Here is a 16,824-nt window from a genome sequence, read left to right as displayed (position 1 = left end):
GGTGACCACAGCACATGAGGAAGTCGCGATCGCCCCGCAGGACGGAATTCCGGCTTCCCATCTGAAGGAACTGATCGACGCCCACCTCTACATGCCTTTCCCGTTCCTGTCCCATCGGCACGCATCCGAAGCGGCGGCGGGAGTGGACGCCTGGCTGCGAACGTGGGGGCTGACGGACTCGGCAGAAATGGCGGCGATGATCTCCCGCACTCGTCCCGCGGAACTCGCCTCCTACAACAGCCCGACCATGGATTCCGGCCTCCTCCAGATCGTGGCGAATCAAATCGCCTATCAATTCGTCTTCGACGACCGGGCGGAAGAGGTCGGCAGGCGATGGCCGGGGCGACTGCTCCCCATGCTGTGCGAGAGCATCGGGATTCTGCGGGACGGCCGGCCGCCCACTACGTCCCTCGGAGCGGCTCTCGCCGATCTCTGCACGCAGGTGCAGGAGCGGTGTACACCGGCACAGGCCGAGCGATGGGCCTGGAAGAGCCGCGAGTACGTACACGGCCTGTTGTACGAATCGGTGGCCCAGTCCGACTCGCGTCCCCTGCCGATGCGCATGTGCTGCTCGATTCGTGCACTCATCGCAGGCGTCGAGCCCTTCTACCCGCTGTGCGAAGCCGCGCAGTCCCACGAGCTGGCCCCGCAGGAACTCCATCACCCTGCCATGCGGCGTCTCGAGCGGCTGTCTGCAGACGCGGCGGTGTGGATTCCCGACCTCTTCTCCGCCGTGAAGGAGCAACGCGCGGGCGGAATGATCAATCTGGCCCTCGCCTACCAGCGCGCGGGCGGCACCTCCCTGCCGGAGGCCGTCTTGTCGGCCGTCCGCCGGATCAACCGCGCGATCGGCGAGTTCGAGAAACTCTACGAAGAGGTCGAACCGGAGTTGAGCCCCGCCGGTGTCGGCTATGTGGAAGGCATGGCCGGCTGGATCCGGGGGTGTTACTACTGGTCCCGGAGCGTCCCACGGTACGCGGACGCCGCGGCGGCCCCGCCTTCTGACGGTGAAGCGGCCAATTATGGTGCGATGCCCGAGTAGCAGCAGGTCAAACCGATCCGGCGGTCGGTTCACTCATCCCTGTCATTCTCGTTCGGCAACGCTCGCATCGCGTGTCGTGCAGGGGCTTACGCTCGGCGCTGCCCTTCGAGGACGAGCGACAGGAAGCGGTAGAGCGCATGGAGCATGGAGCGAGCCGACCGACCGGCGAATCCCGGCCGTTGCTCGAGCGCGACCGGGAACTCCGGGCCCTCGACACCGCGTTGGCGGACCTGCGCGGCACCGCCGACGGCGTCCCACGAGCGCAGCACGGCGGGCTGCTCGCCTTCACAGGTCCGGCCGGTCTGGGAAAGACGAGGCTCGTCGCCGAGTCACGTGTCCGAGCCGCCGCGCACGGATTCACGGTGCTGTCGGGCAGGGGCGGCGAGAAGGAACAGGAGCTGGCGTTCCACGTGGTTCGCCAGCTCATCCAGCCCGTGCTGGCGACGATGGCCGAGGCGGAACGCCGGACCTTCCTGGGCAGTTGGTACGACATCGTGGCCGCCGCGCTCGGCCTCGAGGCCACGGACACCGCCCATGTGCCGGATCCGACCGGTGTGCGTGACGGCCTCGACTGGGTCATGACGCGTCTCGCGGTGATGAAGGCGCCCCTCGTCCTGCTCCTGGACGACCTGCACTGGGCCGACGTCGAGTCCCTGGACTGGCTCGCCTCCTTCGCCCCACGGGTCGCGGACCTGCCGCTCCTCATCGTGTTCGCCTACCGGCCCGACGACCTTCCGCCCGAGGCACCCGCCTTCCACTCGCTCATCGCACGTCATGGGGATCGCCCCTGCACCCTGGCGCCCCTCACCGCGGCCGGCGTGGCACGGATCGTCAGGGACGAAGTAGGGGAAGGGGCCGAGGACGAGTTCTGCGACGAATGCTGGACGGTCACCGGTGGCAGCCCCTTCGAGGCCGTGGAACTCGCCATCAGGCTCGGCGAACGGAACCTGAGGGGCGCGCAGTTCGAGTTGCCGGCGATGCGGGACCTCGCCACCGCGGTCAAGGGCCCGGGGCTGATCGAGCGCCTCCAGCGGCTCGGCACGACCACCGTCCGCCTCGCCCATGCCGCGGCCGTCCTCGGTGCACCCGTCTCCCCGGAGCTCGCGGCGACCATCGCGGTGCTCGGCAGCGCGGCGGCCTCCGAGGCGGTCGAACGACTGCGCGCGGTCCGAGTCCTCGCCGACGGCCACGAACCCGGGGCCGACCTGGAGTTCGTCCACCCGCTGATCGCCACGACGATCTACCGGTCCATCCCACCGGCCCTGCGGGTCGGCCTGCACAACGCGGCGGCCGAGGCCGTCCGGGCGGCGGGTTACGGTCCCACGGCCGCTGCCCGGCACCTGCTGGAGGTTCCCTGCGAGGGCAAGCCCGAGGCGGTCGAATGCCTCCGCGAGGCCGCGCGTGAATACCTCCGTTCCGGGGCACCGGAAGCCGCCCGGCGCGCCCTGACCCGCGCGCTGCAGGAGCCTCCGCTTCCGGAGGACCGGGCCGCGCTCCTCCATGAACTCGCGTGCTCGACCTTTCTCATCGAACCCACCGCCACGGTGCGCCATTTGCGGAAGGCGCTGGAGGAACCCGACGTCGACCCCGAGCTGCGCGCCTCCATCGCCTACCGGCTCACTCAGGCGCTCGCCCACACCGACCGGATGGCCGAGGCCGCGACCGTGGCCGCCGACGAGGCCCGGCGGGCCGCCACTCCGCGTATCCGGCTGCGTATGCAGGCCGATCACTTCGTCTGGAGTTCGACCCGCGCCGACGAGCCCGACTCGTCCGCCCGCTCGCGCAGGCTGGCACGGCTGGCCCGGCGTCTGCCCGGCCGCGGTCTGGAGGAGCGGTACATCCTGGGACTGCGGGCCTGGGACGCCATGCTGTGCGGCGAGCCGCGGCAGACCGTTGTCTCCTGTGCCGAGGAGGCCCTGCGCGGAGGTCTGAGCTGGACCGACGAGAACCGGGGCTTCGAGGTGCCCGTCTCGGTCGCCCTGGTGTTCATGTACTGCGACCAGCCACGGCGGGCCGAGGAACTGTTCACCAGGGGCATCGCGGAATGCGCGGGCAAGGGCTGGCGCGGCTCCCATCTGGCCCTGGGCCAGACCCTCGCCGGCTACATCCGCTACCGGCGGGGCAGCCTGGCCGAGGCGGAGCAGATGGCCCGGGAAGGCCTGCGCATCGCCGACCGGGTCGAAGGCGCCGTACCCGCCCAGTGGTTCGCCGTCGGCATCCTCATCCAGACCCTTCTGGCCCGCGGCCGGACCGCCGAGGCGCGCCGGCTCGCCGACGCCTACCGGTACGGCGAGAAGGTCCCCAATGCGGTCATCTACCCCGATCCCCGCACGGTGTACGCCGAACTGCTGTTGGCCGAGGGGAAGCACCCCGAGGCGGCGCGGCTGTTGTCCGACGTCGGGGAATGGCTGGAGAAGCGGGCGTGGCGCAACCCCGCCTGGTGCCCCTGGCAGCTGGATCTGGCCTCCGCTGTCGCGCGTACGGCCCCGGACCGGGCCGTACGTCTCGCCCGGGACGCCGTGAAGCGGGCCCGGGACTTCGGCGCGGCGTCCGCGATCGGGCAGGCGCTGAGCACCGAGGCCGAGGTGACGGGAGGAGCGGCGGCGCTCGATCTGTACGCGGAGGCCGCCGGCCAGCTGGAACGGTCGCCCGCCTCCTACGAACTGGCCCGCACGCTGGTCGGCCACGGGGCCGCGCTGTCCCGCAACGGTCGCCTGCAGGAGGCCGCCGACCGCCTCTACCAGGGACTCGAAGGAGCCGTCCACTGCGGCGCCGAGGCCCTGGCGACCCGCGCGAGGGACGAACTCTCCGCAGCCGGACTGCGCCCGCTGCCCCTGCGCTACGCCCAGACGGACACCCTCACCGCCCCCGAACGCCGTGCCGCCGAGATGACCGCCGAGGGAGACCCGGTGGCCGTGGTCGCGAAGGAACTGCGCCTGACCGAGCAGGGCGTGCGACAACTGCTGTCCTTCGCCTACCGCAAGATCGGCACCGATGCCTCCGGCCTCGCCAGGGCCCTGGAGACGTTTCCGCGCCCCCGGACGTGAGGCGCCTTCTCAGACCGGGCCCGAAACCGTCCCGCCCTTGAGGCGTTCCAGATCGGAGGGGCGGACCTGGATGACCAGGACGGCGATCAGGGCGGCGAGCGCGGTGAAGATCGCCGCCATGACGAAGGCGGCCGTGGCCCCTGCGGTCAGGACCTCGTCGGCCCAGGGCCGCGGCAGGTTCCCGGTGCGCTGGAACCTCACGCGCTCGGCGGGGGTCGCCTGGGCGAGGAACCGCGGGATCTGTTCCTCGGCCTCGTTGCGGCTGGCCGTGCCGAACATCGTGACCAGGATGGACAGTCCGAGCGAGCCGCCGACCTGCTGGGTCGCGTTGAGCAGGCCGGAGGCCGCGCCCGTCTCCGGGGTGGGGACGTCGGAGAGTGCCATCAGGGTGAGGGAGACGAACTCCATGCCCATGCCCAGGCTGAAGACGAGCATCGGGCCGAGGACGCTGCCCGCGTAGGTGGAGTGGACGTCGGTCAGGGTCAGCCAGCTCAGGCCGGCCGCCGCGAGGACCGCGCCCACCACCATGAAGGGTTTCGGCCCGTACACGGGCAGGAACCGTGAGGCGAGCCCGGCGCCGACCGCGATGACCGCGCTGACCGGCAGGAAGGCGAGCCCGGCCTGCAGCGGGCTGAAGTCCAGCACGTTCTGCACGAAGAGGGTCAGGAAGAAGAACATCCCGAAGATCGCTGCGGCGAGGCACAGCATGATGCCGTACGTTCCGGCCCGGTTGCGGTCGGCGAACATGTGCAGCGGTGTGATCGGTTGCCTGGAACGCCGCTCGATCATCAGGAACAGCGCGAGGACGACGGCGGCCGCGGCGAACGAGGCCAGCGTGAGGGCATCCCGCCAGCCGTCCTGCGCGGCCCTGATGAACCCGTAGACCAGCAGCACCATGCCCACGGTGGAGGTGAGCGCGCCGGTGACGTCGAAGCGGCCGGGGTGGCGTTCGGACTCCCTGATCCAGCGGGGCGTGGCGAGGACGATGAGCAGTCCGATCGGGACGTTGACGAAGAGCACCCAGCGCCAGTTCAGCCACTCGACGAGGATCCCTCCCGCGAGCAGCCCGATCGCGCCGCCCCCCGCCGAGACCGCGGCGAAGACCCCGAAGGCCCTGTTGCGCTCGGGGCCCTCCCGGAACGTGGTGCTGATCAGGGCGAGGGCGGTCGGGGACGCGATGGCGCCGCCGACGCCCTGGAGGGCGCGTGCGGCGAGGAGTTGGCCGGAGTTCTGGGACAGACCACCGAGCAGGGAGGCGAGCACGAAGAGCAGCACCCCGAAGATGAAGACGCGCCGTCTGCCGAGGATGTCGCCGGTCCGGCCGCCGAGCAGCAGCAGTCCGCCGAAGGTGAGGGTGTAGGCGTTGACCACCCAGGACAGGCTCGTGGTGGAGAAGTCCAGGTCGCGCTGGATGTGCGGCAGCGCGATGTTCACGATGGTGATGTCCAGGACCACCATGAGCTGGCACGACGCGATGACCAGCAGTGCCATCGTGCTTCCGCCACCGCCCGCTTCCCGGGTGGTGGTCTGGGGTGAAGAGGTCGGCTGCGGGCTGCTGCTCATGGCATGTCGCACTCTCGGGGGGGCGCACCCTCGCTCGGGATCAGCGGGCGGCTCCGCCCACTGACGCCTCCACCGTTCGACCGTACGCCCGCGTCCTGACCGTGACCACTCGATCAACGTCGTGACGGGAGACGGCCACGTCGCGGTGGATCGGCGTCCCGAGCCGGTGAGCGGGGCGCCCGTACCGCCCGGCGGGCCGCGACCATCTCGGCCGCGATCGACAGCGCCGTCTCCTCGGGCGTACGTGCGCCGAGGTCGAGGCCGATCGGCGACCTCAGCCGGGCCAACTGCCGTTCGGGGCAGGCCGGCTTCCCGCAGCCGTCGGTCACGGTCGGCATGGGCGCGGCGGGAGCCCATGGCACCCACGTACGCGACCGGCATCCGCAGGGCGGATCCCCTCCGGCGGGGTGCCGGCGCTCAGGGTGAGCCGGTCCCGCGGCTCGGCGGCCGCGACGGTGACCGCCCAGGCCGAGGAGCGGGTTCCCATCGAACCACCGGCGATCGTCGCCGTCCGAAGTCGCTGTGGGCGATACGTACTTGGACGCGTTCCGGAGCGACCCCCGGGGCGCCGGCCGCGACCATGGTGGGGGCGGTCCGTGCCCCCGTTCCGATGTCCGCCGCGTTGATCCGCACGGTGAAGGAGCCGAGCGGTGAGCAACCGTCAGGTCAGGAACTCGGACAGTCCGGTCAGGAGCCGGTCGACGTCCTGCGTGCAGTTGTAGGGCGCGAGACCGATGCGGAGGCCGCCGGTGTCACCGAGGCCGAGCCGGCGCGACGCCTCGACGGCGTAGAAGGAACCCGAAGGCGCGTGGACGCCACGCTCGACGAGGAAGCGGTAGGCGTCCGTCGTGGCACGGCCCTCGAACGTCAGCAACAGAGTGGGCGTGCGGTCGGCGGCCCTGGAGTGGACGGTGACGTCCGGGAGCGAGGACAGCCCCTTGTCGATCTGTGTGCGCAGGGTCTGTTCGTGTGCTTCGAGTGCCGCGAATCCCGCGGCCAGGCGTTGCCGTCGGGTTCCTGCGGCACTCGCGTCGAGGCCGGCGAGAAAGTCGACCGCGGCATGGGTGCCCGCGAGGAACTCGTAGGGCAGGGTGCCGAGTTCGAAGCGTTCCGGTACCGCGTCCGTGGACGGCAGGAGCTTGTCCGGCCGCAGGGTCTCGAGCAGTTCCGGCCGGGCGGCGAGGACCCCGTGGTGGGGACCGAGGAACTTGTACGGGGAACAGGCGAAGAAGTCCGCGCCCAACTGCTCCAGGTCGACCAGCGCATGAGCCGTGTAATGAACACCGTCGACATAGCTGAGCGCTCCGGCCTCGTGCGCCAGACGCGAGATCTCGGCGACCGCGGGACGGGTTCCGATCAGGTTGGAGGCTGCGGTGACGGCGACCAGCCGAGTGCGCTCGGACAGCACGCTGCGGATGTCGTCCACGGCCAGTTCCCCGGTATCGGGGTCGAAGTCGGCCCAGCGCACGGTGGCACCGGCCCGTGCGGCGGCCTGGACCCAGGGCCGTATGTTGGCGTCGTGGTCGAGCCGGGTGACGACCACCTCGTCGCCGGGCGACCAGGTCTTCGCGAGGGTGCGGGAGAAATCGTAGGCGAGCTGGGTGGCGCTGCGGCCGAAGACGATCCCCGACGGGTGCGCCCCCAGCAGGTCGGCCATGGCCCGACGGGTCTCGGTGACGATGGATTCGGCGTTGCGCTCCCCCGGCGCCCCATGGCCCCGGTTCGACAGTGGGTGTGCCAGCGCGTCGGCGACGGCCCGGATGACGGGTTGCGGGGTCTGGGTGCCGCCGGGGCCGTCGAAGTGCGCGGTTCCGGCGGCAAGGGCCGGGAACTGGGCGCGGACGGCGGTGATGTCGTACGTCACGAAAGGCTCCTGGGGGTGCCGTGCCAGGGCATGAGGGCCGGCCTTCTCAACACGCCTCAGCCTGCCACAGCCCTCCCCGCACGCCCGCCCGGGCAGGTTTGGGGCAGCCGGAAGCGGTGAGGCGCCTGGGATGCCCCAGCCTCAGGACACAGTCGCCGCTCCGGCAAGACCCGCACACGACACCGCCCGCGAGAGCGGCACGACGGCTCCGGCCGAGCGCACGAGAGCGCGGGACGCCTTCTTCGACAACGCCAAGTACCTGGCGATCGTGCTGGTGGCGACGGGGCACGCATGGGAACCGCTGCGCGACGGCAGCCGGGCCGTCAACGCGCTGTACATGCTCGTCTACGCCTTCCACATGCCGGCGTTCATCGTCATCGCCGGCTATTTCTCGCGCGGTTTCGAGGCGAGTCCGGAGCGGATCAGGCGGCTCGTGACCGGTGTCGCCGTGCCGTACGTGGTCTTCGAGACGGCGTACACCCTCTTCACCCGGTGGACGGACCAGGAGCCGGACCGCCCGATCAGCCTGCTGGATCCGCTGTATCTGACGTGGTTCCTGGCGGCGCTGTTCATCTGGCGGCTGACCACCCCGCTGTGGAGGACGGTGCGCCGGCCGCTGCCGCTCGCGCTCGCCCTCGCCATGCTGGCGACCCTCGCGCCGTCTCTGGGCAACGACCTCGATCTGCAGCGCACCCTGCAGTTCCTGCCGTGCTTCGTGCTGGGCCTGCAGCTGAAGCCGGAGCACTTCCGGCTGGTCCGCCGTCGCGGGGTGCGCATCCTGTCCGTACCGGTGTTCGCGGGCGCGCTCGCCGGGGCGTACTGGGCGGTGCCGCGGGTCAGCGGTGCCTGGCTCTACCACCGCGACAGCGCGGAGGAGCTCGGCGCACCGGGCTGGTACGGGCCCGTGCTGACGCTGGTCCTCTTCTGCTGCTCTCTGCTCCTGACCGCGTGTTTCCTGTCCTGGGTGCCGGGGCGGCGGATGTGGTTCACCGGGTTGGGCGCGGGCACGCTGTACGGCTATCTGCTGCACGGCTTCGTCGCCCAGGGTGCCAAGGCGTGGGGCTGGTACGCCCCCGCCTGGGTCCACGGGCCGCTCGGCATGGCCGTCGTCACCGTCGCCGCCACCGCTGTCGTCACCGCGTTGTGCTCCCCACCCGTCCGGCGCGTCTTCCGCCCCGCGGTGGAGCCGGAGCTGAGGTGGCTCTTCCGCCGGGACGCGACCGAACCGGTCCGCGACCGGGTCGCCGTGCGCGGATGATCCTTCCTAGACTGGAGCGAAGGCCCGGCCGCCGGCGGTGTGTCCGGTGCGGGAAGGCGGTGGCGCTCCATGCCGTACGTCGCTGTGAGTGCGCTGAGCCACCCCGGGCTGCTTCGCGAACGGAACGAGGACAGCCTCGTCGTCGGACCGTGGACGCTGTGCGCCACGGTGACCGAGAATCCGCAGACTATGCTCTTCGCGCTGGGGACGCCCCTCGTCGTCGCCGTCGCCGACGGGCTCGGCGGGCACCCGGGCGGCGACGTCGCCAGTGCCCTGGTCGTCCGCCGGATCGCGTCGGTCGCACCGGCCCTCGGCGACGAGGAGGCCGTCCGAGCTGCCTTGCACGCCTGCAACCGCGCCGTGTACGAGGCCGCCGGCGGCGACGAGCCGAGTGAGCTCACGGCGATGGGGTCGACCATCGCCGGAGTCGTCGTACAGCCGGGCTCGCTGCTGGCGTTCAACGTGGGAGACAGCCGGGTGTTCGCGGCGGAGCCCGACGGGCTGCGCCAGGTGAGCGTCGACGACAGCCCCCCGCTCGAACCCGGGCAGCGCACCACGTCCCTCGTCACCCAGTGCCTGGGCGGTTCTCCGGTCTTCCGCGCCGTCCGCCCCCACGTGACGGCCGCGCCGCTGTCGCAGGGGGACCGCTATCTCATCTGCTCCGACGGGCTCACCGACCCGGTGCCTGCGGAGGTGATCGAAGAGGTGCTGCGCGAGCACGACGACGGCCGAGCGGCCTTCGAGCTGTGGAAGGCCGCCGTCGAGGCGGGCGGCCCCGACAACATCACGGTGGCCGTGGTACGCGTCGGAGACGAGTAGGGAGGACCTCAGAAGGGTTCCGCATCGACCTCAGAAGGGTTCCGCATCGTCCTGCGGAAAGCCGTACCGTCCGTGGAGCCGCACGAAGCGGGCCGGGGTCAGCACCCGCAACCGCTCCAGCCCTTCCGCGGTGCGCACGAAGCACACGACCTGCTCCTGCCCGCCCGGCCCGATCGGCTGCACCAGGCGACCGGACGGGCGCACCTGCGCGATCAGCGGCGCGGCCACCTCGGGGAAGGCGGCCGACACGACGACCGCGTCGTACGGAGCGCGTTCCGGCACACCGCCGCTGCCGTCGCCGACCCGAAGCTCCACGTTCCGTACCTCCTGCCGCGCGAGATTGCCGCGCGCCTGCCGGGCGAGGTCCGGCCGTATCTCGATGCTGACCACGTCTGCGGCCAGCCGCGCGAGCAGCGCGGTCTGGAAGCCGAGGCCGGTGCCGACCTCGAGGACATGCTCGTTCCCGCGCAGCGCGAGGCTCTCGATCATCAGGGCGGACAGCGACGGCTGTGTGGTGACCTGTCCCTGTCCGATCGCCACAGGGACGTCCCGGTAGGCGGCGGCCGTCCCACCGGCCGGGACGAATCCCGAACGCGGGGTCGTCCGCACGGCCTCGAGCAGCCGCTCGTCGCGGATCCCGGCGGCTCTGAGGATCCGTACGAGATCGCCGGGTTCCCCCGGTACAGCGCCCATGCCCTGCAAACGCCCCTAAAATGGAACAAATTTCTCCGCAGATGATCGAGGGCAGCGTGTCGGCCACCGGTGTGCCATCGAGCCCGTACCCGTTCGGCGTCGCGAGTCTCGGCGAGGCGCCCGAGCGCGACGACGCACTGGTCGGTGCCGTCGTCAGTGCGGTGGAGGTGACCGGTGCGCACGCCGGGAGTGTGTTCCTGCTCTCCGGCGACCACCATTCGCTCGTCCTCGCCGCGGCCTGCGGCACGCCGCCCTCCCTGCTGGGCGGGTGGCGTCGGATTCCGGTGAGCAGCCATCTCCCGGTGGCGGAGGCGTACCGCTCCGGGCGCATGGTCCACCTGGCCGACGCGGAGGAGACGATGCGGCGCTACCCGCAACTGTCGGTCGCCATGCCCTACCCCTTCGGCTCCGCCTCGGTGCCCGTGAGAGCGGGCGAGAGGTCCTTCGGAGCGATGGCCGTGCTGTGGACGTCCAGGCCCGACGGGACAGGACTGTCGAGAGCGCAGCGCCGGCAGCTGCGCTCCGCGGCCGACCGGCTGGGCACCGCCCTGGCCGGACTCAGCGCCCGTCGGCTGCTCGGCGAGTGGGACGAACGGACGGCTCCGGTGGTGGTTCCCCTGCCGTCCGCTCCGGTGATACGGGTGGGCCTGTTCGACTGGAACCTCGACACCGGAACCCTCACGGCCGACGACGAGCTGTGCGCGATCTTCGGGATCCCGCCACGCGAGTTCGACGGACGGGCCGCCACCCTGGCGGCCAGGATCGAGCCCGCGGATCTGCCCGGCTTCCGCTCCGCCGCCCGCGCCGCGGTCGAGGAAGGGCATGTGCTCGCCCACTACGTGCGCATCCGGGATCGCGGTGGGGCGCTGCGCGCCGTCGAGCTGTGGGGCCGGGTACCCGAGACCACGGGCGCCTCGCGGGCGGCGGCCCATCTGGTCGGCGCCGTGCTCGACTCCGGAAGCGGCATGGCTGCGGTGGCGGCGATCGAGCGGCTCGCGGACGGCTTCTTCGCGCTGTCCCCGGACGGTCGTGTCACCTACGCCAACCACAGTCTGGAGAACCTGCTGCGGGTCCGCCAGGACGAACTGCTCGGCCAGCGCCCCTGGGACGTGCTGCCCTGGCTGGGCGATCCCGTGTACGAGGACCGCTACCGGGCCGCCGTGGTCTCCCAGCAACCGGTCTCGTTCCTGGTCCGCCACCCGCCCGACGACTGGCTCGTCTTCTCCCTGCACCCGGGCGTGCAGGGCATGACGGGATGGGCGGCCCCCGTGCGGCAGCCGGTTCCGACCGGGACCGGACCGGGTACCCCCGTCGCGGAGGGGGGTCCGCCCGTCTCCTTGTCGCCCCCGCCCGCTGCCCCGCGCCTGGGTGCCCTTTACCGGGTGCTCCAGCTGGGCAGTGCCCTCACCGCGGCGGTCACCGCGCACGAAGTGTGCGATGTGGTCGCCGAGCAGCTCCTGCCCGCGTTCGGCGGCCAGAAGCTCGCTATCTCCGTGGTCGAGGAGCGGCATCTGCACCTGCTTGCGCAGCGCGGCTGCTCGGAGGACGTGCTCGCCCGGTTCGAGGGCGTACCGCTGCATGCCCGGCTGCCCGTGACGGACGCGCTGACCTCCGGGGCGCCGCTGTTCGTCGAGTCCCGGGAGGAGCTCTCCGGGGCGTATCCGGGGATCCCGGCAGCCGACTCGAGCTCCTGGGTGTTCCTGCCGCTGATCGCCTCCAACCGCCCGGTGGGCGCCTGCATGCTCGGCTTCGACGACATCCACCGGTTCCCCGCCGAGGAGCGCGGCGTCCTCACCGCACTGGCGGGCCTGATCGCCCAGGCCCTCGAACGTGCGAGGCTCTACGACGCCGAATACGCCCTCGCCCGCGGCCTGCAGAACGCGCTGCTGCCGCACCGGCTGCCCGAGCTGCCGGACCTGCACGTCACCGGGCGCTATCTGCCGGGCACCGGGGGGATGGACATCGGCGGCGACTGGTACGACGTCATCCCGGTCGGCGACGAGGTCGCGCTGATCGTCGGGGACGTCGAGGGACACAACGTCGCCGCCGCGGCCACCATGGGCCAGCTGCGCAGCGCGATGCGGGCCTTCGTCACCGCCGGGCACCGGCCGGGCGACGTCGTCGCCAGCACCAACCGGCTCCATCTCGACCTCGACCCCACGCTGCTCGCCAGCTGCTGCTACGCGCGCTTCCATCCCCGCTCGGGGGCCGTGCGCCTCGTCCGGGCAGGCCACTGCCCACCCCTGCTGCGGCTGCCCGACGGCCACGCCGAGGTCCTGAACGTGCCGGGCGGCCCGCTGCTCGGCGTCGAGGCGACGCCCGACTACCCGGAGACGGAACTGCAGCTGGTCCCCGGGTCGGTCCTCGCCCTCTACACGGACGGGCTGGTCGAGAGGCGTGACTCGGACATCGCCTCCGGAGTCGACCGGCTCGTGGCCTCGCTGGCCCGTATGGGCGGGGACCGCCTGGAGGACCTGGCCGACGAACTGCTGCGGGACGCCCGCCGGTCCCCCGACCGGGCGGACGACATCGCGCTCCTGCTCACCGAGTACGCCCCGCACCGCGGATGACCACGTCGCCGTCCTCACTTACCCCAGATCCTCCGGTACGCCTCCCGATAACCCGACGGGTCCCACGTCGTGGCGCCCTCGCTGTTGTCGGCCGTGGTGATGTGGACGGGGGCCACATATTCGCTGGCGGGGCTGCCCGAGAACGCCCGGTTGAACTCGTCGACGATCTGCCAGCCCTGCTGGGACAACGGCTCGGGCACCGTGGCCGCCTGGTACTGCCGGCTGTTGATGCGCTGGAAGGCGGAGGGATCGCCGTCTCCGGCGCCGATGTTGAAGGGCGGCCCCGAACCCTTCTTGCCGGCCGCGCGGAAGGCCGGGGCGGCATCGGCGAAGTACAGGTCGTTGATGGCGACGGAGTGGGTCCACCGGTCCTGGAAGCGGGAGAGGAGCGAGGACACCTCCCGGGGTGTGCGACTGCTCGCGTCCGGGATCGGGATGTTCTCGTACGCCAGGAGCCGCACACCCGAGCAGGTGGCGAGCTCCTTCCTGATCAGATCGGACTTGTTCTTGGCGAAGGGGATCGAGGCGTCGGTGAAGATCACGACGCCGGCGTCGCCGTGGGAACTCGAGATGACCCATTGCGCGCTGACTCTGGCGACTTCCTCCACCTTGGTGGTGACGTTGGTGAAGAGCGCGGGCCGCCGGCTGGGGCCCGGGGACGCGACCGCGTGCCAGCCGACGATCGGGATGCGTGCCGCGTTGGCCCGCGCGACCTGCTGCGAGGTCGAGTTGGGGTCGAAGCCGCCGATGACGATGCCCGAGGGCCTGAGGGCCACGGCCTCGCCCATCGCCGCCTGAATGCCGGCGGGGGTGCCGCCTCCGTCGATCACCCGGACGTTCCAGCCGATGACCCGCGCGGCGTCCCGCACGCCGTCGGCGGCGCCGGCGACTCCGGGATTGGTCATGGTCTGGGCGACGTAGACGATGGTCCTGCCGGACGCCGCCCTGGGGCCGGTGGTCGGTCCGTTCCAGGGGACGTCGCTCTGCTCCGCCCGGCTGACGGCGGCCTGGGCTCTCGCCTGGACGGCGGGGCAGCCGCTCGTGCCCGAGGTGGAGTCCGCCGGGCCGCCCGACGAGCCGCGTTCACAGCCGGCCAGGACGGTGGCCGCGGCCAGCAGAGCGGCCACGGCGGAGTGCGGCTTGAGGACGCCGGAAGTGACCTTGCGATTGCGGTGCACAAAAGCTCCTCGCGGAGGAATGAGCGGGAGGGTGCGGCCGGGAGCGCTGTGGTGATGCGTACGGCTGGTCATGGACTGCTCCCCGCCGTACCGCCGTCCTGCGTCGGCGGCGGCTCCGGGGCCACGGCGGGCGCGTCGCGGGCCGCCACGGCGCCGGTGCGCAGCCTGCGCCGCGCGGCGTAGCCGGCCAGGCCGACGGCGAGGAGCAGGGTGCCGCCGTAGAACAACGGAACCGTCCAGAAGTCGGCGCCCAGCTGCGCAATGCCGGTGAGGCCGACGGCGAGGACGGCGACGGCGACGAGGGTGCCCGGGGCGTTGGGGCGTCCGGGTTTGATCGCGGTCGAGCCGAGGAGGGCACCGACGAAGGCGGGCAGCAGGTAGTCGAGGCCGACGCTCGGATTGCCGAGCTGCTGCTGGGCCGCGAGCAGCACACCGGCGAACCCGACGATCAGACCCGAGGCGGCGAAGGCACAGACGGTGTACTTGCGGATCGGGATGCCGACGAGCTCGGCGGCACGCGGGTTCGACCCGACGACGTGGAGGTACCGGCCGAGCGGCAGCCGCTCGAGCACCAGCCAGAGCACGAGCGCGAGCGCGAGCACGTAGAACGCGGGGACCGGAAGGCCGAGGAATTCGGAGTCGTAGAGGTCGGTGAAGGCGGCAGGGAGGCCCCCCGGCCCCGGCGCGATCCGGCCGCCGTCGGTGATCCAGCCGGACATCGCGTACATCATGCTGCCGGTCCCGAGCGTGGCGATGAAGGAGTCGATCTTGCCGAACTCGACGATCACACCGTTGAGGACACCGGCGACGGCCGCTCCGGCGATCACCGCGAGGCAGGCGAGCGGCCAGGGCCACCCGTCGTTGACGATGAGCTGCAGCACCATGACGTGTGCCAGGCCGAGGCCGTAGCCGATGGAGAGGTCGAACGCGCCGGTCACGATGGGGACCATGGCGGCGAGGGCGAGGACGGCCGGGATCGACTGGGTGGAGAGGATCGAGTCGACGGTGTCCTGGGTGGGGAAAGTACGCGGCAGGGTGAGGGAGAAGATCAGGACGAGCAGGACGGTGAGGGCCAGCAGGCCGTAGGCGCCGATGAGGTGCCCGCCCGGGCCGCTCGGTGCGCCCCGTCGGCCGAGTCGGTTCAGCGGGCCCGGTCGGCGGGGTCGTGGCCGGGGCGAAGACGGGGAGGGCGGGGCGGTCACGGGTTCGCCGCGGTTGCGGAGGGGGGCATGGCCGACGCCGCCCGGGTGAGCTCGGCGACGGTGAGGGCCGGACCGCTCAACTCGGTCGTCACGGATCCGCGGACGAAGACCAGGGCGCGTCGGCACACGCCCGCGACCTCCTCGAAGTCGGTGGAGATGAGCAGGACGGCGAGGCCGGCGGCCAGCGCCTCGTCGAGCAGGCGGTGGATCGCGGCCTTGGCTCCGATGTCCACGCTCGCCGTCGGCTCCTCGAGGATCAGCAGGCGCAGGCCCACCCTCAGCCACCGTCCGAGCATGACCTTCTGCTGGTTGCCGCCGGACAGGGTGGCGATGGGTGCCTCGCTGTCGCGGGGACGCACCGCGAACCGTTCGATGAGGGTGGCGGCCTCGGAGCGTTCGCGGCGGGGGCTGATCCAGTGCGGCGCCGACCGGCCCCCCGCGCGAGGGTTGGCCAGGAGGTTCTCCCGCACGGTCAGGTCGGCGAGGCAGCCCTCCTGCTGTCTGTCGCCGGGCACGAGGGCGACGCCCAGTCGGACGGCGCCGGCGACCGTACGGGGCCGGTAGGGGCGGCCGCCGAGAAGGGCGCGTCCGGCGAGCAGGGGCCGGGAACCCGCGAGGGCTCGGCCCAGGTCCAGGTGGCCGGCGCCGGAGAGGCCGACCAGGCCCAGGACTTCGCCGGCCCGGAGCTCCAGGCCGACCGGTCCCGCGCCGGCGGTCCGTACCTGCTCGAGGGTGAGGACGGCCGGACCACCGGCCGGGGCCGGGGCGGGGCGGTGGCCGGTGAGCTCCTCGCCGGTGATGTCGCGTACCAGGCGAGCCGGGCTGTGGCCCGCCAGCGGGCCGTGGCTGACGAGCCGGCCGTCGCGCAGGACGGCGAAGGAGTCGGCGACCTCGTACACCTCGTCCAGGCGGTGGCTGACGTAGAGGATGCCGTGGCCCCGGTCACGCAGGGCGTGCAGGACGCGGAACAGCCGGGCGCAGTCGGCGGCGGGCAGGCGGGCGGTCGGTTCGTCGAGGACGAGGAGCTTCGCCCGCGCCGCCATGGCCCGGGCGATGGCGACCAGGGAACGCTCGGCCGGAGCGAGCCCGGCCACCGCTGCGTCGGGATCGAGATGTCCGGCGACGATCCGCAGGGAGTCGGCGCACTGCTCCCGGGTCCGCCGCCAGGAGATCAGTCCGGCCCGGCGCGGATACCCGGTGCTCAGGGCGATGTTCTCGGCGACCGTCATCCACTCGACCAGACCGAGGTCCTGGTGGATGAAGGACATGCTGCGTGAGGCGTTGTGGCTCCCGAGCGGGTGACCGTCCACCGTGATCCGCCCCGAGTCGGCGTGGTGAACTCCGGCGAGCACCTTGATGAGCGTCGACTTTCCGGCCCCGTTGGGCCCGAGCAGGGCAAGTACGCTGCCGGCGTGGACGTCGAGGTCGACTCCGGCCAGTGCGAGGGTCCCGCCGAACCGCTTGGCGAGCCCGCGGATACGGACCAGAGGTTCCGCCCCGGAGGGCGGGACCGCCTGCGCAGAGGTGTCGTGAGCGTCGTGCACGGACATCTCCGGGGGTCGGCCTGGCCAGTTCTTCCCGACGTGTG

Annotated in this window: 11 protein-coding genes and 1 pseudogene; 5 read left to right on the top strand and 7 right to left on the bottom strand. The window is 72.0% G+C overall.

The window, feature by feature from the left end:
• Window position 1 precedes the first annotated feature (1 nt).
• Together ABZO29_RS39275 and ABZO29_RS39270 are read left to right on the top strand one after the other, a co-directional pair.
• Window positions 2-1,042, top strand: a complete 1,041-nt coding sequence (locus tag ABZO29_RS39275) for a (-)-alpha-amorphene synthase (protein ID WP_367324959.1) — start codon at window positions 2-4, stop codon at window positions 1,040-1,042.
• A gap of 137 nt (window positions 1,043-1,179) precedes the next feature.
• A complete protein-coding gene (locus ABZO29_RS39270; protein WP_367324958.1) occupies window positions 1,180-4,089 on the top strand; it encodes an AAA family ATPase in 2,910 nt (969 codons plus the stop codon).
• 9 nt (window positions 4,090-4,098) lie between these two features.
• Here ABZO29_RS39270 and ABZO29_RS39265 read toward each other — a convergent pair whose 3' ends face one another.
• From ABZO29_RS39265 to ABZO29_RS39255, 3 genes and pseudogenes are all read right to left on the bottom strand, one after another.
• Window positions 4,099-5,652, bottom strand: a complete 1,554-nt coding sequence (locus tag ABZO29_RS39265) for an MFS transporter (protein WP_367324957.1) — start codon at window positions 5,650-5,652, stop codon at window positions 4,099-4,101.
• A gap of 188 nt (window positions 5,653-5,840) precedes the next feature.
• A pseudogene (locus ABZO29_RS39260) lies at window positions 5,841-6,042 on the bottom strand (XdhC family protein); the annotation flags it as partial.
• Window positions 6,043-6,313: 271 nt separating this feature from the next.
• The gene (locus ABZO29_RS39255) at window positions 6,314-7,516 is read right to left on the bottom strand and encodes a cysteine desulfurase-like protein (RefSeq protein ID WP_367324956.1); all 1,203 of its coding nucleotides are present in this window, start codon (window positions 7,514-7,516) and stop codon (window positions 6,314-6,316) included.
• A 130-nt stretch (window positions 7,517-7,646) separates the two neighbouring features.
• Between ABZO29_RS39255 and ABZO29_RS39250 the strand changes: the two genes are divergently transcribed.
• Window positions 7,647-8,774, top strand: coding sequence for an acyltransferase family protein (locus ABZO29_RS39250; protein ID WP_367324955.1), 1,128 nt, complete (start codon window positions 7,647-7,649; stop codon window positions 8,772-8,774).
• Window positions 8,775-8,843: 69 nt separating this feature from the next.
• Window positions 8,844-9,593, top strand: a complete 750-nt coding sequence (locus tag ABZO29_RS39245; RefSeq protein WP_367324954.1) for a PP2C family serine/threonine-protein phosphatase — start codon at window positions 8,844-8,846, stop codon at window positions 9,591-9,593.
• A 30-nt stretch (window positions 9,594-9,623) separates the two neighbouring features.
• On the opposite strand, the gene ABZO29_RS39240 is transcribed toward ABZO29_RS39245, so the two are convergent.
• A complete protein-coding gene (locus tag ABZO29_RS39240) occupies window positions 9,624-10,286 on the bottom strand; it encodes a protein-L-isoaspartate(D-aspartate) O-methyltransferase (RefSeq protein WP_367324953.1) in 663 nt (220 codons plus the stop codon).
• A 20-nt stretch (window positions 10,287-10,306) separates the two neighbouring features.
• On the opposite strand from ABZO29_RS39240, the gene ABZO29_RS39235 reads away from it, so the two are divergent.
• Window positions 10,307-12,856 (top strand): SpoIIE family protein phosphatase, encoded by a 2,550-nt coding sequence (locus ABZO29_RS39235; RefSeq protein ID WP_367324952.1) that lies wholly within the window; start codon window positions 10,307-10,309, stop codon window positions 12,854-12,856.
• 14 nt (window positions 12,857-12,870) lie between these two features.
• Here the strand turns inward: ABZO29_RS39235 and ABZO29_RS39230 are convergent, their stop codons facing one another.
• From ABZO29_RS39230 to ABZO29_RS39220, 3 genes are all read right to left on the bottom strand, one after another.
• Complete coding sequence (locus ABZO29_RS39230; protein ID WP_367324951.1) at window positions 12,871-14,034, bottom strand: substrate-binding domain-containing protein; 1,164 nt, start codon at window positions 14,032-14,034, stop codon at window positions 12,871-12,873.
• Between the two features lie 68 nt (window positions 14,035-14,102).
• Window positions 14,103-15,236: an ABC transporter permease gene (locus ABZO29_RS39225; RefSeq protein ID WP_367324950.1), complete on the bottom strand. Its 1,134-nt coding sequence runs from the start codon at window positions 15,234-15,236 to the stop codon at window positions 14,103-14,105.
• On the bottom strand, window positions 15,233-16,780 hold the full coding sequence (locus ABZO29_RS39220) for a sugar ABC transporter ATP-binding protein (RefSeq protein ID WP_367324949.1): 1,548 nt from the start codon (window positions 16,778-16,780) through the stop codon (window positions 15,233-15,235). The genes ABZO29_RS39225 and ABZO29_RS39220 overlap by 4 nt, the downstream gene beginning before the upstream one ends.
• Between the last annotated feature and the right edge of the window lie 44 nt (window positions 16,781-16,824).

Origin of the sequence: Streptomyces sp. HUAS ZL42, assembly GCF_040782645.1 — a bacterium.
Taxonomy (GTDB): Bacteria; Actinomycetota; Actinomycetes; order Streptomycetales; family Streptomycetaceae; genus Streptomyces.
The sequence above is the reverse complement of the archived record's forward strand: the minus strand, read 5'-3'. Positions and strand labels throughout refer to the sequence as shown.